This is a genomic window from Pantoea sp. X-Soil-ISGK-421 (assembly GCF_059730785.1).
Genome location: NZ_AP035979.1, coordinates 1,982,576 through 1,997,563, shown reverse-complemented (window position 1 = coordinate 1,997,563; position 14,988 = coordinate 1,982,576). Strand labels below are relative to the sequence as shown.

Here is a 14,988-nt window from a genome sequence, read left to right as displayed (position 1 = left end):
GCGGGTATGTGGCATTGCCCGAGACCGCTTAGGCAAACGCCCTATGATTGTTAAAATTCATGATGTTATATTAATTCGCGTCGAAAAGTTTACGCCTGGTTTGTGCGCTGGCTCACGACGGGATGCACCCTTCGCGTTACCTATTAACGTAAGGAATCCGTTTTTCGTTTTTTGGCGCGTTTAACATCCGTTTTTAAAAATAAATTATTAGTTGCCACACTGCGTGTCAAAGAACGACCAATTGACTCTCGCATTTCAGGAAAGTCTGCGTATATTGCATTGCGATTTAAATCATCATTGATAACATCAGCAAACTGCTCCATCACCATGGCGGGTTTAACGATTTTCAATTCCCGTGCGAGTTTAATCAGACTGTCTCTATCAGGAAATTTTTTGCTTTTATTTAACTTCAGGGCCAACTCATTATCGGTAGTTGGATAGATATGTGTATTTACCACATCATATAATGGCGATAACTTGGCTGTGCTAGGGTTGGTTGCAGAATATAATAAAGAGAAATTTTTTAAATGCGCATCACCATTTCCCACCATGCAACTAAACAATACATAACGCCAGTAAAGTTCTACTTGAGACTGATCGCGAGTAAAGAGACTCACGATCTTACCCCCCGTTTCATAGGACCCATTATATTTATGATCGGCTGACTTGCCTGAAAGCACACAAAAATCTTCCATCGCCAACCGTTTATCATTCTGAATATCAAACCGTTCCATGATAAACAGCTCTTTATTATCTGAGAGCCAAAAATCAGCGACGGGTAACCCACACAACCTGGCTAACGACATGCAGATAAACTCATTCTCTGCCAGACGCGGATACTCCTCATCACCGGTTTTCGCTATCAAATTAGGATAAAGAACGGTGCCGCGACTCTCTGTACTGATCATGACTTTCGGTTGAACGCCAGAAATCGAGGTCTGCAATAAATATTTATTTAGCAGATATTGAAATGCACTCTCTTTAAGATCCCAATGAAGTAAATCATCTAATTTTTCCGGCGATGGACACGGCAGCTCAATATCACTCTTGTAGGATAGCGCACCAATACCGGTATCCTGCTGTAAAGCCAGGAACAGCATGTCGCTAACATGACCTACATAACGCCGTAAACGCTCAGCAATATGATAACGAACATAGCCTTCCGGAATGTTCATCTCAAAAATATTAAATAAGCGGCTGGAATTATAGCTTAGGCGGTTTGCGGGTTGCATGGTCATCGAAGCAGCGTGGACATCAGAACCCGCATAGCTAAAATTATAACTGCCGTGTTCGTGCAGCAATCTGCCACTTAATTCGCCACCGCTGTAGACATCAATATGACGAATCGGTCGAGCAAGCTGGTTAAAATCAGTCATCATCAAACAACATCTCCAGTTCATCCATCTGTGGTAAGCCCGCTGACTGCACAGACAACACCAACTCAAGCGCATTAAGATACAAAGTGAGCGCTTTGAGGGAACCTGAATAGGCGCCGTTTTCAATCTGTGAAATAACCGTGCGATGAACGCCTGCACGCGTTGCGGCATCGGCTTGAGTCCAGCGGTTAGCCTTCCGCCTTTCCCGGCATTTGGCTCCTATTGCTTGCAAACCAGGCAACATACCCTCTCCAGTGTTGTTATATGATAACAATGACTGCATTATCACCATAATGTTTCTATATGACAACATTTAGTTCAGCTTAAGTGATCTTGTTTCCTTTTCCTCGTCTACACTTGCCTCACGTGAAAACGCTAATAGAGGTAAAAATGTCGCAATCTAATCAACGTAATCAAGCTTGGCTATTAGCCTCACGCCCTGATGGTGAACCGGTAAAAGAGAATTTCCGCCTGGTGGAGCAGCCGATTCCTGACGTGAAGGAGGGCCAGATCCTGCTGCGCACGCTTTATCTTTCACTCGACCCGTATATGCGCGGACGCATGGATGACAGCAAATCCTATGCTGCACCCGCTGAACTCGACCAGCCGATGGTCGGCGGCACGGTGAGTGAAGTGGTGGAATCTAAACATGCAGATTTCCAGCAAGGCGATGTGGTTCTTGCGCAAAGCGGCTGGCAAAGCTATGCGGTTTCGGACGGAAACGGTGTGGCGAAACTGGGCGATCTGCCCCATCCTTCCTGGGCGCTGGGCATTCTCGGTATGCCGGGTTTCACTGCCTATATGGGCTTGATGGACATTGGTCAGCCTAAACAGGGTGAAACCTTAGTGGTTGCCGCGGCAACCGGCCCGGTCGGTGCCACGGTTGGTCAGCTTGGCAAACTTCAGGGCTGCCACGTTGTAGGCGTCGCTGGTGGCGAAGAGAAGTGTCGTTATGCGATTGAGAAACTCGGTTTCTCTGCCTGTATCGATCACCACCGCGAAGACTTTGCCGAACAGCTGGCCGCCGCCTGCCCGGACGGCATCGATATCTACTTCGAAAATGTCGGCGGCAAAGTGTTCGATGCGGTATTCCCATTGCTGAACACCGCGGCGCGCGTGCCGGTATGTGGCCTGGTTTCGGGCTACAGCAGCCGCGAATTACCGCCGGGCCCGGATCGCACCCCCCAAATCATGGGCGGTATTCTTAAGCGTCGCATTCGTATGCAGGGTTTTATCATCTTCCAGGATTATGGCGATCGTTACCCTGAATTCCTTAAAGCGATGACGCCGCTGGTGGAGCAGCAAAAAATCCACTACCGCGAGCACATGATCGACGGACTGGAAAACGCACCACAGGCGTTTTTCGATATGTTGAACGGCAAAAACTTCGGGAAAACCGTGGTAAAAGTCGCGCTGTAGGGTAAAAAGTTAAAAATTCATCATTTAGCACAGCCGCAAGTCCAGTAAGGCTTGCGGCGTTTTTTTGCGCTTCGCTTGTTCAAATATTGTTAAGAACTTTGCAGAGATTACTGGTAATCCATACAGATAAGGTTCAGGATGGTCACTCATCCTGGATTAGCACCCACGGCAATTCACCCTCAATCTGAGGGCACGTTATGAATTTTTACTCAACAGAAACCGTTTGCGCCTTAACCGGTGCCAACCGCGCTAATTTGCGTCGCTGGTTGCGCGGTGGATTAATTTCTGAGAATCACGTTAATAAGGATTGGAGCCGACATCAGGTTGATGAAGTGCTCGCCATGATGGCATTAACCGCGGGTGGCGCCACGTTGTGGCAAATCTATCAGGGCAGACATTGCGGACTTGATTACTCATCATCGGGCTGGGTGGCACGCCGCGGCGATCTGTTACGTCAGCTGGAACTAGGTTCTGACCGCGAACTGGCACGCACCGTGCGCAATCTGTCGGGCGATTACAGCAGTGACGATTTCGTCAATGTGCTGATGAAACCGCTCAATCGTTGGCTGCGTGATGATACGCGTCGCGGCGCATCGCGTCGGTTAACGCGCTTTCACGAAGCAATCGTTCATCACAGCGACTGCGTAAAACGCGCTTCATCGCGTCAACAGCAGATGCCGCTGTTGCTTGAAGTGGTAAGCACAGGTGATGAGACGGAAGTGTGGCTGGAAGCCATTCGCCTGACCGGACAAGGATTCTGCGTCGATGTGGATCAAACCTCACAACCGATGCGGTACGACTCAGAAAGCCGCCACAATCATCATTTGTTATGGTGTGGTGCCGGGATCAGCGAAGAGCGAATGACGCAGTTTCAGCGCGGATTACGTTCTGGTAAAGCCGTAATGCTCAGCGGTCCCGATCGCAGCATCCACCCTGCCGTCGCTCAAGCCAGGGTCGCTTAGCCGGTGCATTATGCACCGGCCCGTTTCCGCTTACTTTTTCCCGCACTTTACTTATTCGAAAGACGTCGTTAGCCAAGGCAACAACGGTTAAATCTGGTCCTTCCCTCTTCTGTTACGCTCTCGCCTCCCAATCAGGAGGATCCATGAGTTCATTAATCGATATTTTCACCAGTCATAAAAGCGAGCGCAGTTTTACCGACCATCCCATTGAGGATGCGGTGCTGGATCGCATCATTTCGGCCGCGTATCGCGCCCCAACCTCGGTGAACTCGCAGCAGGTTTCTTTGGTGGTGACGCGCGATGCTGAAAAACGCGCACAAATCTCACAGATTGCCGGCGGCCAGCCGTGGATTGCCAAAGCGCCGGTGTTTATTACGCTGGTGCTGGATATGCATAAATCGCGTTTGGCGATGAACGCTATCGACCGCGAGCAGGTTGCCCAGCAGAGCATTGAAAGCATTGTGTCAGGCTCAACCGATGTGGGTATTGCGTTGGGTTCTATCATGGCGGCAGCGCGCGCGGAAGGCCTGGGCATTGTACCGATTGGCGGCATTCGTCGTGAACCACAGGCGTTGGTCAGCTTACTCGATTTGCCGGCATACACCTTCCCGGTGGCGGGCGTTGTGATTGGTCATGTCGATCAACCTGCGCATCAGAAGCCGCGTTTGCCGCTGGCAACCTTCCGTCATGAAGAGCGTTATCAACGTGATGGACTGGAGCAGCACATTGCTGCTTACAATCAGGAGATGGTGCAGCATTGGAAGAATACCGGACGTGAAGATGGCGAGAGCTGGAGCGAAAGCGTGAGCGGCTATTATCATAAGATCTATTTCCCGCATGTGTTGGACGCGCTGAAAAAGCAGGGATTTGGCACCGACAAGTAACCTTGATTCCCCGCGCAGATGGCGCGGGGAAATGAAATTAGCGCCCTTTCTTCTTACGTCCCGGCTGGGCAAAACGCTGACGATTGGCCGGCTTTGCGCCCGCTTTCTCGCCTGGTTTTGCTGCGCTCGCTGCCGATTTTTTTGCGGCTGCCGCAGGTTTCTTCTTCGCCTGAGTCTTCTGCGTTTTTTGGTCCTCGGATGATGAGTCTTCAATCAATTTGAAGAGGTCGATCAGTTCATCATCAGTGAGATCGCGCCACTCGCCGAGCGGAATCCCTTTCAGGCTGACGTTCATGATGCGCGTACGCTCAAGTTTGGTGACCTCAAAGCCAAAATGCTTCGTCATACGACGAATCTGGCGATTCAGCCCCTGAACCAGAATAATGCGGAAGACAAAGGTCGACTCTTTTTTTACTTTGCACTTCTTTGTCACGGTGCCGAGCATCGGCACGCCCGCGCCCATTCCGGCAATGAACTCATCGGTGATCGGCTTATCGACGGTGACCACATACTCTTTTTCGTGGTTGTTACCCGCACGCAGGATTTTATTCACCAGATCGCCGTGGTTGGTGAGAAAAATCAGTCCCTGCGAATCTTTATCCAGACGACCAATCGGGAATACGCGCTTGCTGTGATTAACGAAATCCCCGATGTTGTCACGCTCACCCTCCTCCATGGTGGTGATAATGCCAACCGGTTTGTTGAGCGCAATCAGGACTAAATCTTCTTCGTCACGCGGCTCAATCAGCTGACCGTTCACTTTTACTTCATCCCCCGCAAACACCTGCGCACCGACGGCAGCGCGTTTACCGTTAATGAAAACGTTGCCTTGCTCGATGTAACGATCGGCATCGCGGCGTGAGCAGATACCGCTCTCGCTGATGTACTTGTTCAGGCGTGTGGATGAGTTAGGCAGCATGGTTCCTCCGAAAAAAAACGGACTATACAGCAACCTTAGGCGTTGGTTAAGCATCGCGACAATCATCAGCATTTCTCTCACCACGATGTAACAGCACACTAACAATGTGGTTGTTGTCATTGGATCGATCAGCGACAATCCGCACCCATCGTTTTTTCTTATGACAGAGTGATTCCGCAATGACAAAACAGCCATCGGTGACGTGGATTTCATCCGTGCGCACCTTTCTGGCCCGCCTGTGGCCCCCTCCGTTACCGGGAGGCAAAAAGCAGAGGGTCATTGCCAGCATTGGCGCGGGATTAGGTCTGATGATTACCAGCTTGACCAGTCACTGGTTGCTGGGAGAAGTAAATCTATGGTTTGTCGCCCCGATGGGCGCTTCGGCGGTCTTGCTATTTGGCCTGCCGAATAGTCCGCTGGCGCAGCCGTGGTCAATTGTGGGCGGCAATCTGGTGGCGGGTGTCATCGGCGTCACTACCGCGCTGCTTGTTCCCCATCCTGCAATGGCATGCGGCATCGCGGCATGCTTGACGATAGCGCTGATGTTCCAGCTGCGCTGTCTGCATCCACCGAGCGGCGCGGTGGCGCTGACAGCAATTCTGGGCGGTAATGGCGTCCAGCAACTGGGTTATCACTTTATTCTGACGCCGGTATTGTTGAATTCGGTGTGTCTGGCATTGCTGGCGCTGGTGTTTAACAATCTCGCCGGCCGCCGTTACCCGCATCCACTGGCGACAACGGAGACCAAAGCGCCGCTCGTGGTGATTGACGTGCAGATTACGCGTGAAGACCTGCATCAGGCACTGGAAAGCGGTGAAGTGCTGGATATTGATGAGGATGATTTGCAGCAGTTGTTGCAGCGCGCCGAAGAGATTGCGATTCATCGTCAGCGCGGGCAAATGCCAGCATCATAACCATCAGTGGCATACGCTCGCACGTATTGTAGCGGCGCAATTTAGCGCGCAATAAATTGTACCGCTACGGAATGTGCGATAAGTGAATTCAGAACTTAACCGATCGGTATTACGCCAGTGATGGTGCCCAGCTGACTTCCCCGCCATAACCCGTCACGCGTAGCGATTCGCCCTCTATCTCAACCACCGCAAATGGCACCTCGTCGGCCCCATCCAGCATTCCTTTGAGCGTATAAAAGCCTGTTTGACCGATACGCGCAAAGCCGCCGCGGTGATCGTGTCCAGAGAAACACCCATGTATGTTGTAACTAGAAAGCAGTTCTGCCAGCACACTGCCGTTGAGCAAGTTGTGGCTATTATGCGGTGCCAGCGGATAATGGCCGAACACCACCACCTTTTCCCTTTGCTGCTGAGCCTGTTGCAACTGTTGTTCAATCCACATCAGCTGCTGCTTGCCTACCGCGCCGTTCCAGGGTTTCGCCTGCGGCTGCTGGCGCTCCGTCAGGTCCACCAGCATCGCCTCCGCCTGCGCGCGATCGTCACCGTTCTGCATGTTGCAATAGAGACTGATATCGTTGCCGTCATAAACAATAAAACGCCAGCCCTGCAATCCAAAGGCGTAATAGCTTTTCGGCAGCGCGGCGGCCTCATTGAGATGTTGCGCGATGGTCTGCGCATCGTGATTGCCCAGCACCACCGCATGCGGATGCTCGAGGCGATGGTAAATCGGTAATATCGCCGCGTAGCTGCTCCACTGGCGATCAACTAAATCACCCAGCGTGACGACAAAATCCAGCGGCTGCTGATTCAACACCTCAATTGCCTGCGGCAGCTTACGCAGCGCGTGGCGATAGTAGAGATTTTTAGCAATATCGGCGTCGATGTCAGCATATTGCGGATCGGCAATCAAACCAAAACGTAGCGTGCCACCGAGCGGTGCGCGACGCACATCAGGCAAGGCATAGAGTTCGGCGACATCGCCCAGCAGTTCACGCTGTAATGGGGTCAGCGGATGCGGATAAGACACGAAAAGCACTCCTTAGCGAATACCGGCACGCATAAACGATTGAATGAACTGACGCTGGAAAATCAGGAAAAGAACCAGCAGCGGCAAAGTGGTCATCAAGGTGGCCGCACCAATCAACGCCCATTGCACGCCCTGCTCTGGCGCCGAGAACAGTTGCAAGCCGACGGTCAGCGGCCGCACGTTGACGGAATCGGTGATCACCAGCGGCCAGAGGAAATCATTCCAGTGAAAGCTGATCGACACCAGTGCAAACGCCACATAGATCGGCTTGGCCAGCGGGATGTAAATCTTACGCAGAATGTAAAAGCGGCTGGCGCCTTCTACAATCGCCGCCTCTTCCAGCACCAGCGGAATGGCTTTGAAGGTTTGCCGCAGCAGGAAGATGGCGAACGCCGAGGAGAAATACGGCAGCGCGATGCCGGTGAGCGTATCGCGTAAACCCAGCGCACCAATGGTTTGGTAGTTGTTCAGCATCAGCACGTCGGGACTGATCATCAGTTGCAGCAGAATCAGCGCAAAGATGGCACCCGAAAATTTCAGACGAAAGCGTACTAACGCATAAGCGGCCATGGTCGCCAGAATGAGTTGCACCACCACAATCATCAGCACCAGCAAGCTGGTATTGAGGAAGTAGCGACCAAATGGCGCGGCGTGCCAGGCATTCACAAAGTTCTGTAAGGTTAGCGGTGAAAAGAGCGAGAAGTTCGCCTGATCGGATGCCGGATGAATCGCTACCCAAAACGCCACCAGAATCGGTAAAAACCACAGCAAGGCGGCAAGCCCAATAACCGTATTCAGGCACAGACGACCAAAAGTGATTGTCGGCTTCATTGGTAATGGGCTCGCTTGTCCAACAGGTTGAATTTCAGCAGCGCAATAGCGGCAAGGATCACCAGCAACACCACCGTCATGGCGGCAGCCGCGGGCATATCCCAGAAGCTAAAGGCGGTACGATAAATATAAAACAGCAGCAAGCTACTGCTGTTATTCGGTCCACCATTGGTCATGGCAATCACCTGATCGACAATGCGGAAGGCATTCATCGAGGCATTGATCAGCACAAACAGCGTGGTGGGCATCAGCAGTGGCCACTGCACGCGACGGAAGAAATAGCGGCGCGAGGCCCCTTCTATCTGCGCGGCTTCGCTGAGGCGCGGATCGATCTGCTGCAAAGCGGCGAGATAAAAGATCATAAAGAAGCCCGCTTCGCGCCACACTGAAACCGCCATCAGACAGTACAATGCGCTGCCCGGTTCGCCGAGCCAGTTAATGGCCGGTAGCGAAAACAGCGCCAGCAGCTTATTCAGTAACCCAAGCTGCGGCGTATAGAAGAACAGCCACAAATTGGCGATGGCGATCATCGGCAGCAGCGAAGGAATAAAGAACACAGAGCGCACCAGCGCATTGGCACGCATATGGCGATTGACCGCCAGCGCCATCAGCAGCGCCAGCGTTACCGCCAGCGGAATAGTGATCAGCGCGTAGCGCAGGTTATTCCACAGCGACTGGATGAAGATATCGTCATCTAACAGCGCGAGATAGTTATCCAGCCCAACAAAATGCGCGGGACGACCGTTACGCGCTGCGCTGAACAGGCTTTCCCACACAGTCGCGACCGCCGGATAGTGCGTGAACAGCAGCAAAAAGCTCAGTGCCGGCAAAATCAGCAGATAACCATACAGCTGCATCGACCATAACCGGGAAGGACGAACCGGCGCGACGGTGAGAATCGTGCTCGTCATTATTGGTAAGGCTTCAGCAGACGATCGGCTTGCTTCTGCGCGCCTTCCAGCGCTTCGGCTGGCGTTTTCGCCTGCGTCACCGCAGCTTCTACCGCGTGATTGAGCGCATCCTGAATCTGCACGCTGTTATAGGTAGAGAGTTCCGGTTGGGCATACTTCAGCTGTTCACGCGCCACCAATGCCTGCGGAACGTCTTTGACGTAATCCTTCATCACCGTGGTATCCCAGGCCGCTGGAGACGTCGCAACATAACCGGTGGCGATACTCCAGCGCGCCGCCTGCTCTGGCGACGTTACCCAACGGATAAATTCCATCGCCGCTTTCTGCTGTTCTGCCGACGCATTTTTGAAGACATACAGGTTGCCGCCGCCTGTTGGGCTGCCGCGCTGGGTTTTTTCCGGCAACATGGCTACGCCGAACGGAAATTTCGCGTTATCACGCACGTTGGTCAGATTGCCGGTCGTCGTCACCATCATCGCGGTTTTGCCGCTGATGAAGTCCTGCGGTGTGGTGCCCCACGCAATTGCGCCTTTTGGCGAGACTTCCTCTTTCTGGCCGAGATCGGTCAGCCACTGCAGCGTTTCAACGTTGCCCGGCGTATTGAAGTGAACCGCAGTGCCTTTGCCGTTATCCAGACGACCGCCATTGGTGGCGGACAAGCCCTGGAAGTTCCAGTAGCCGTTTGGCGTAGACGGAATCTCGATGCCCCACTGGCTAACGCCATTGGCATCCTTGATAGTGAGTTTCTTACTGAACGCCACCACCTGCTGCCAGGTGGCCGGCGGCGTATCGGCATTCAAACCGGCTTTTTCAAACGCCTGTTTATTCCAGTACATCACCACGGTCGAACGCTGGAACGGTACGCCCCACACTTTGCCATCAATGTGGCGCAGAAACGCCGGATAGAAACTCTCGATCCATTTTTTGCCTGCATCGCCCTGCGCCAAATCGCTGGCCGCCACAATCGCACCGGCATCAATCAGTGAATAGGCTTCGATATCGCCAATCACCGCCAGCTGCGGCGCGTTGCCACCGCGAAATGCGGTCAGCGCTTTAGTTACGGTGGTGGCGTAGTCACCGGTATACACCGGCTGGATGCTCACGTCTGGATGCCCTTGCTGGAAATCCGCCACCAGCGCATCAACGGTATGACTGACTTTGCCCCCCACCGCGATCGGATAATACATTTGCAGCTTGACCGGTTCGGCAGCGAACGCCGACGCAGTAACGGCGAGCACTACAGCAGAAAGACGTGAATATCGAATCGCAGACATGATTTTCCCTTGGGCAAATGACAACGGTTAAACGGCATATTTTTTCTGTGAGGCAAACATTTGACGCTCGGCATCCGCACAGCGCTTCCCGCTCTCGCTGTAAAACAGATATTGACGCGCGGCGGACCACTGCAATCCCACTTCACTGCCATCGGTGAAGCGCTGCATGCCAGGCACTTTGACCGTCAGCGGTGCGCCGAAGTCGGCAAGCATGCACACCAGCAAAGTATCAGCCCCCATATATTCAGCACTGATCACCCGCGCGGTCAGTGCCGCCTGTTCTGCAGCGATCAGCTGGATATCTTCAGCACGTAATCCAAGACTCAGCGGCGCGTCGCGGTATTCCACCACCGGCGCGGTGAGGGGCAGCAAATAGTGATGCGCGCCGTGCTGCTGCAGCGGCAGGATATTCATCGGCGGTGCGCCAATGAACTGCGCGGCAAATACGCTGGCAGGATTGTTATAGAGATCGTCCGGCGTGCCGTGCTGTTCGATGTGGCCATCGTTGAGCAGGATAATGCTGTCGGCCATGCTCATCGCTTCGGTCTGATCGTGCGTGACGTACAACATGGTCAAGCCGAGTTTTTTCTGCAGCGCGCGAATTTCACGGCGCATGCTTTGACGCAGCTTGGCATCGAGATTCGACAGCGGTTCATCCATCAAACACAGCGTGTTATTGGCGATCACCGCACGGCCCAGCGCCACACGCTGCTGCTGCCCACCGGAAAGCTGCGACGGCAAACGCTCCAGCAGCGTATCCAACTCCATTAACGTGCTGACGTCTTCGAGGCGTTGGGCAAATGATCGTTTCTCCTCGCCGCGCGCTTTCAAACCAAACAGCAGGTTCTCGCGTACGTTGAGGTGCGGAAATAGCGCATAAGACTGAAACACCATCGAAAGCTTGCGCTGGGACGGCGGCAGATGGGTAATATCGGCGTGTTTAAAATGGATTGCACCGCGATCGGCGGTTTCCAGTCCGGCGATGGTGCGCAGCAGCGTCGATTTGCCGCAGCCCGATGGGCCGAGTAGCGCAACGAAGCTTCCTTCTGCCGCGTCAAAGCTGATGTCATCGAGGGCAATTTTCTCGCCCCAGGCTTTAGTGATGTGATGTAGCGAAAGGTGGCTCATGCATCCGCAATCCAGAAATCAGAATGGCGGTAAGCTAGCGGAAGGAAATGAAGGATTTATGTCATTGCGGTGACTGCGCGGTTAAAGGATGCGCAATAAATTGCGCCGCTACGGATGTATGCACGTATTTGTAGCGGCGCGATTCATCGCGCTAATTTGTTTTTTACTGATTAAAATAGTGCTGCTTGAGTATCGCAGCGCCATCATCAATCGCTTTCATCAATATCTTTTCACTGGTGACCGCATCACCCGCCTCTAACGCTTCCAGCAGACGATCGTAATTATGATGCCCCTTTACCACCTCGGCGGGCTGCGGATAAAGATAGTTAAAGCACGGACCAATCTGCACCCAAAGTTGCTCAATCAGTGCTTCGAGCGTGGGCATTTGCGCAAAGCGGTAGAGCGTAAAACGAAACGCGCGATTGGCTTCTAACGCCGCTTCCGCATCCCCACTTTGCTTGGCTTGCATGTAGCGCGCGCAGAGTTTTTTCAGCTCGGAAATCTGTTTTTTCCCCACAAATGGCGTCGCCGCTCTCACCGCTAAACCTTCAAGCTGCTTACGAATCAGGGTGATTTCTTCAAAGCGCTGGCGCGACATATCGGGAACCAGAAAAGCCGCAGCCGGCGTGGCATCCAGCGCACCCGCAGAAACCAGACGTAATAATGCTTCGCGTACCGGCGTGATACTGGTGCCAAGCTGCGCCGCCAGATCGCGCGTCACCAGCCGTGCGCCAGGTTTTAACTTGCCGACTATCAGCGCGCTGCGCAGTGACGATTCTACCTGCGCGGTCAAACTCATGCGCTGCGCTTTATCCATTTCGATCATTCGTTGAGAGCCTTTTACTGAAATTCGCAAATGGTAAGTTATTTTTAATGTTTTATTGCCAATCTGCCAGATTATAGGATATATCATGTATTACAAATAAGCACAGTCTTGATTCTGGCAGTATCCACTCTTTTCACTACCTTGCCGCTGGCAAATTTGGGAAATGTTATGAGACTACCTGCAGTGAAGTTTGCCACCACCGCGTTGCTATTTGCTCTGATGCCAACCGTACAGGCCGCAGAACTCACCATTGGCCAACCCACGTCTGCCACGGCGATGGATCCCGGCTTTCTGAAAGAATCTGCCACGCTGGTGGATAACCTCTTCGATACCTTAGTGCGCCGCGCCGATGACATGTCATTACAGCCGGGCTTAGCCACTGAGTGGAAAGCGATTAACGAAACCACCTGGCAATTTACCCTGCGCCAGGATGTGAAATTTACTGATGGCGAGCCGGTGAATGCCGAAGCGGTGAAATTCTCTCTCGATCGTATTTTAGACCCCGCCAATCACGCGCCGACCATCTCCTATATCCGCACCATCAAATCGGTGGAAGTGATCAACGATTATCAAGTGCAGATCCATACCAACGGCCCGGATCCATTGCTGCCGACACGCATGAGCCGCTATCCGGCTTACATTGTGCCACCCGCCTATGTGAAAAAAGTGGGTGCCAGCGAGTTTGCACGTAAACCGGTGGGCAGCGGTGCCTATAAGCTCGATAGCTTCATCCCGGATGAAAAAGTGGTGATGGTGGCGAACGAAACTTACTGGCGCGGTAAACCGGCCATCGACCGCGTCACCTGGCGCCCAATTCCTGAAGCCACCGCGCGTCTTACCGCGCTGCTGACCGGCGAAGTGCAGCTGATTGAAAGTGTACCTGCCGATTTAGTGCCGGCGCTGAAAAATCGCCCGAACGTCGAGCTGGAACAAGTAAAAGGCGGCGGGCTGACGATTTATCTCGGCCTTAAAGAGGATGAGAAGCCGCTGAGTGATGTGCGCGTACGTCAGGCGCTGTCGTTAGCCTTGAATCGCCAGGCTTATACCCAGCAGCTGCTGCACGGTTTCGGCACGCCAACCGGCACCATGGCAGGCGCTAATGACTTCGGTTATCTGGCGGTTCCGGCTACCGCGCAGGATGTGGCGAAAGCCAAATCCCTGCTGGCAGAAGCCGGTTACGCCAACGGCTTTACCCTGCGCTTCCAGGCACCGCGCCGTTACATCGCCAGCGCCGACGTAGCACAAGCCATCGTGCAGGATTTAGCGGCAATTGGCGTGAAAGCCGAACTGGACGTGCCGGAATGGTCGGTTTATACCCAGCAGGTCGCGTCACAGAAGCAGGCACCGATGTACATGCTGGCGTGGGGCTCCACCCAAACTTTAGATGCCGATGCCGCGCTGTTCCCGATTCTGCGCAGCGGCGAGCCCTATTCCACCGTCCATGATGCGGAGCTGGATAAGCTGCTCGACCAAAGTCGTCAAATTGTTGATCCCGTTGCGCGCAAAAAAGTGTTAGAGCAGATTCAGCAACGCGTCGCTGAACAGCAGCCGCTGCTGCCGCTATACCGTGAAGACACCTTGTATGCGCACAGCACGTCGCTCAACTTCAAAGGCCGCGTCGATGCCCGCATCCCGCTGTTTGACCTGAGGCTGAAATGATTTCACCAGGCACCGTGCTGCAGCGCCGTCCGCGCCGCCTGATTTATGGCGATGCGGTGATCGGCAGTGTCTTGCTGATCGTGGTGATTGCCGCGGCGCTGCTCTCTCCGTGGTTGCCGTTGCCTGATGCATTAAGTAATAACCTCAATGAGATGTTCCTGCCGCCGGGCAGTTCCGGCGCGCAGGCCACGCATTGGCTCGGCACCGATCAACTGGGCCGCGATTTGCTGGCGCGAATACTCTCCGGCACGCGCTTGTCGCTGCTGGTGGTATTGGTCGCGGCAGCAATTGGCGCGGTGATTGGCGTCGCGCTCGGCATGATCGCCGGTTACGCCGGGGGTTGGGTTGATGCGCTGATCATGCGCCTGATCGATATCCAGTTGGCGGTGCCGTTTATTCTGTTAATTCTGCTGGTGATTGCGCTGATGGGCGCATCGCTCACCAACATCATCGTGATTATGGGCTGCACCAGTTGGGCGATATACGCCCGCGTGGCACGCGCCAAAACCTTAGAAATTCGCGAACTGGAATACATTCAGGCGGTGCGCGCCATGGGCTTTTCCCCACTGCGCGTGCTGTTGCGGCATATTCTGCCCAATCTGCTAACACCGCTGGTGGTGCTGCTGACGCTGGATATCCCGCGTTTAATCGTGCTCGAAGCCTCGGTGGGTTTTCTCGGCATGGGCATTCAGCCACCCACGCCAACGCTGGGCAATCTGATTGGTGAAGGCCGCTCTTACATGCTGCTGTCGCAATGGCTGGTGCTCTATCCCGGTTTGGTGATTGCGGCGCTGGTGATTGGCTGCAACCTGCTCGGCGATGCGCTGTTACGTCGCACGCATACAAGGTTGGATTGAG

Annotated in this window: 15 protein-coding genes; 6 read left to right on the top strand and 9 right to left on the bottom strand. The window is 53.7% G+C overall.

Features of this window, described 5'->3' with window-relative positions:
* Positions 1-143 precede the first annotated feature (143 nt).
* On the bottom strand, positions 144-1,379 hold the full coding sequence (locus AC6I8K_RS09305; RefSeq protein ID WP_497827236.1) for a type II toxin-antitoxin system HipA family toxin: 1,236 nt from the start codon (positions 1,377-1,379) through the stop codon (positions 144-146).
* Positions 1,369-1,620 (bottom strand): helix-turn-helix domain-containing protein, encoded by a 252-nt coding sequence (locus AC6I8K_RS09300; RefSeq protein WP_064738674.1) that lies wholly within the window; start codon positions 1,618-1,620, stop codon positions 1,369-1,371. Before AC6I8K_RS09300 ends, AC6I8K_RS09305 begins: the two co-directional genes overlap by 11 nt.
* A 146-nt stretch (positions 1,621-1,766) precedes the next feature.
* Between AC6I8K_RS09300 and curA the strand changes: the two genes are divergently transcribed.
* From curA to AC6I8K_RS09285, 3 genes are all read left to right on the top strand, one after another.
* On the top strand, positions 1,767-2,795 hold the full coding sequence (curA, locus tag AC6I8K_RS09295) for an NADPH-dependent curcumin/dihydrocurcumin reductase (protein ID WP_483817375.1): 1,029 nt from the start codon (positions 1,767-1,769) through the stop codon (positions 2,793-2,795).
* Between the two features lie 197 nt (positions 2,796-2,992).
* Positions 2,993-3,757: a hypothetical protein gene (locus AC6I8K_RS09290; RefSeq protein WP_497826587.1), complete on the top strand. Its 765-nt coding sequence runs from the start codon at positions 2,993-2,995 to the stop codon at positions 3,755-3,757.
* Positions 3,758-3,900: 143 nt separating this feature from the next.
* A complete protein-coding gene (locus tag AC6I8K_RS09285; protein ID WP_497826586.1) occupies positions 3,901-4,641 on the top strand; it encodes a nitroreductase family protein in 741 nt (246 codons plus the stop codon).
* 37 nt (positions 4,642-4,678) lie between these two features.
* Here the strand turns inward: AC6I8K_RS09285 and rluF are convergent, their stop codons facing one another.
* Positions 4,679-5,560, bottom strand: coding sequence for a 23S rRNA pseudouridine(2604) synthase RluF (gene rluF / locus AC6I8K_RS09280; RefSeq protein WP_064738670.1), 882 nt, complete (start codon positions 5,558-5,560; stop codon positions 4,679-4,681).
* Between the two features lie 179 nt (positions 5,561-5,739).
* Between rluF and AC6I8K_RS09275 the strand changes: the two genes are divergently transcribed.
* Positions 5,740-6,474 carry an HPP family protein gene (locus tag AC6I8K_RS09275; RefSeq protein ID WP_497826585.1) on the top strand — a complete coding sequence of 245 codons (735 nt, stop codon included), beginning with the start codon at positions 5,740-5,742 and terminating at the stop codon, positions 6,472-6,474.
* Positions 6,475-6,583: 109 nt separating this feature from the next.
* Here the strand turns inward: AC6I8K_RS09275 and AC6I8K_RS09270 are convergent, their stop codons facing one another.
* From AC6I8K_RS09270 to AC6I8K_RS09245, 6 genes are all read right to left on the bottom strand, one after another.
* Complete coding sequence (locus AC6I8K_RS09270; protein WP_497826584.1) at positions 6,584-7,501, bottom strand: metallophosphoesterase; 918 nt, start codon at positions 7,499-7,501, stop codon at positions 6,584-6,586.
* A 12-nt stretch (positions 7,502-7,513) separates the two neighbouring features.
* Complete coding sequence (locus tag AC6I8K_RS09265; protein WP_497826583.1) at positions 7,514-8,332, bottom strand: carbohydrate ABC transporter permease; 819 nt, start codon at positions 8,330-8,332, stop codon at positions 7,514-7,516.
* Entirely contained in the window at positions 8,329-9,243 is a 915-nt protein-coding gene (locus tag AC6I8K_RS09260) for a carbohydrate ABC transporter permease (protein ID WP_497826582.1), read from the bottom strand. Before AC6I8K_RS09260 ends, AC6I8K_RS09265 begins: the two co-directional genes overlap by 4 nt.
* Complete coding sequence (locus AC6I8K_RS09255) at positions 9,243-10,517, bottom strand: ABC transporter substrate-binding protein (protein ID WP_497826581.1); 1,275 nt, start codon at positions 10,515-10,517, stop codon at positions 9,243-9,245. Before AC6I8K_RS09255 ends, AC6I8K_RS09260 begins: the two co-directional genes overlap by 1 nt.
* Positions 10,518-10,544: 27 nt before the next feature.
* Complete coding sequence (locus AC6I8K_RS09250) at positions 10,545-11,645, bottom strand: ABC transporter ATP-binding protein (RefSeq protein WP_497826580.1); 1,101 nt, start codon at positions 11,643-11,645, stop codon at positions 10,545-10,547.
* Between the two features lie 163 nt (positions 11,646-11,808).
* Positions 11,809-12,471, bottom strand: a complete 663-nt coding sequence (locus AC6I8K_RS09245; protein WP_064738663.1) for a GntR family transcriptional regulator — start codon at positions 12,469-12,471, stop codon at positions 11,809-11,811.
* A gap of 168 nt (positions 12,472-12,639) precedes the next feature.
* On the opposite strand from AC6I8K_RS09245, the gene AC6I8K_RS09240 reads away from it, so the two are divergent.
* Both AC6I8K_RS09240 and AC6I8K_RS09235 read left to right on the top strand, forming a co-directional pair.
* The gene (locus AC6I8K_RS09240) at positions 12,640-14,130 is read left to right on the top strand and encodes an ABC transporter substrate-binding protein (protein ID WP_483817369.1); all 1,491 of its coding nucleotides are present in this window, start codon (positions 12,640-12,642) and stop codon (positions 14,128-14,130) included.
* The gene (locus AC6I8K_RS09235; RefSeq protein ID WP_064738661.1) at positions 14,127-14,987 is read left to right on the top strand and encodes an ABC transporter permease; all 861 of its coding nucleotides are present in this window, start codon (positions 14,127-14,129) and stop codon (positions 14,985-14,987) included. Before AC6I8K_RS09240 ends, AC6I8K_RS09235 begins: the two co-directional genes overlap by 4 nt.
* Position 14,988 lies beyond the last annotated feature (1 nt).

Coding starts and splice junctions, on each gene's coding strand:
- AC6I8K_RS09240 (WP_483817369.1), top strand. CDS start 12,640: ATGAGACTACCTGCAGTGAAGTTTGCCACCACCGCGTTGCTATTTGCT.
- AC6I8K_RS09235 (WP_064738661.1), top strand. CDS start 14,127: ATGATTTCACCAGGCACCGTGCTGCAGCGCCGTCCGCGCCGCCTGATT.
- AC6I8K_RS09265 (WP_497826583.1), bottom strand. CDS start 8,332: ATGAAGCCGACAATCACTTTTGGTCGTCTGTGCCTGAATACGGTTATT.
- AC6I8K_RS09285 (WP_497826586.1), top strand. CDS start 3,901: ATGAGTTCATTAATCGATATTTTCACCAGTCATAAAAGCGAGCGCAGT.
- AC6I8K_RS09305 (WP_497827236.1), bottom strand. CDS start 1,379: ATGATGACTGATTTTAACCAGCTTGCTCGACCGATTCGTCATATTGAT.
- AC6I8K_RS09250 (WP_497826580.1), bottom strand. CDS start 11,645: ATGAGCCACCTTTCGCTACATCACATCACTAAAGCCTGGGGCGAGAAA.
- AC6I8K_RS09260 (WP_497826582.1), bottom strand. CDS start 9,243: ATGACGAGCACGATTCTCACCGTCGCGCCGGTTCGTCCTTCCCGGTTA.
- curA (WP_483817375.1), top strand. CDS start 1,767: ATGTCGCAATCTAATCAACGTAATCAAGCTTGGCTATTAGCCTCACGC.
- AC6I8K_RS09300 (WP_064738674.1), bottom strand. CDS start 1,620: ATGTTGCCTGGTTTGCAAGCAATAGGAGCCAAATGCCGGGAAAGGCGG.
- AC6I8K_RS09245 (WP_064738663.1), bottom strand. CDS start 12,471: ATGATCGAAATGGATAAAGCGCAGCGCATGAGTTTGACCGCGCAGGTA.
- rluF (WP_064738670.1), bottom strand. CDS start 5,560: ATGCTGCCTAACTCATCCACACGCCTGAACAAGTACATCAGCGAGAGC.
- AC6I8K_RS09290 (WP_497826587.1), top strand. CDS start 2,993: ATGAATTTTTACTCAACAGAAACCGTTTGCGCCTTAACCGGTGCCAAC.
- AC6I8K_RS09275 (WP_497826585.1), top strand. CDS start 5,740: ATGACAAAACAGCCATCGGTGACGTGGATTTCATCCGTGCGCACCTTT.
- AC6I8K_RS09255 (WP_497826581.1), bottom strand. CDS start 10,517: ATGTCTGCGATTCGATATTCACGTCTTTCTGCTGTAGTGCTCGCCGTT.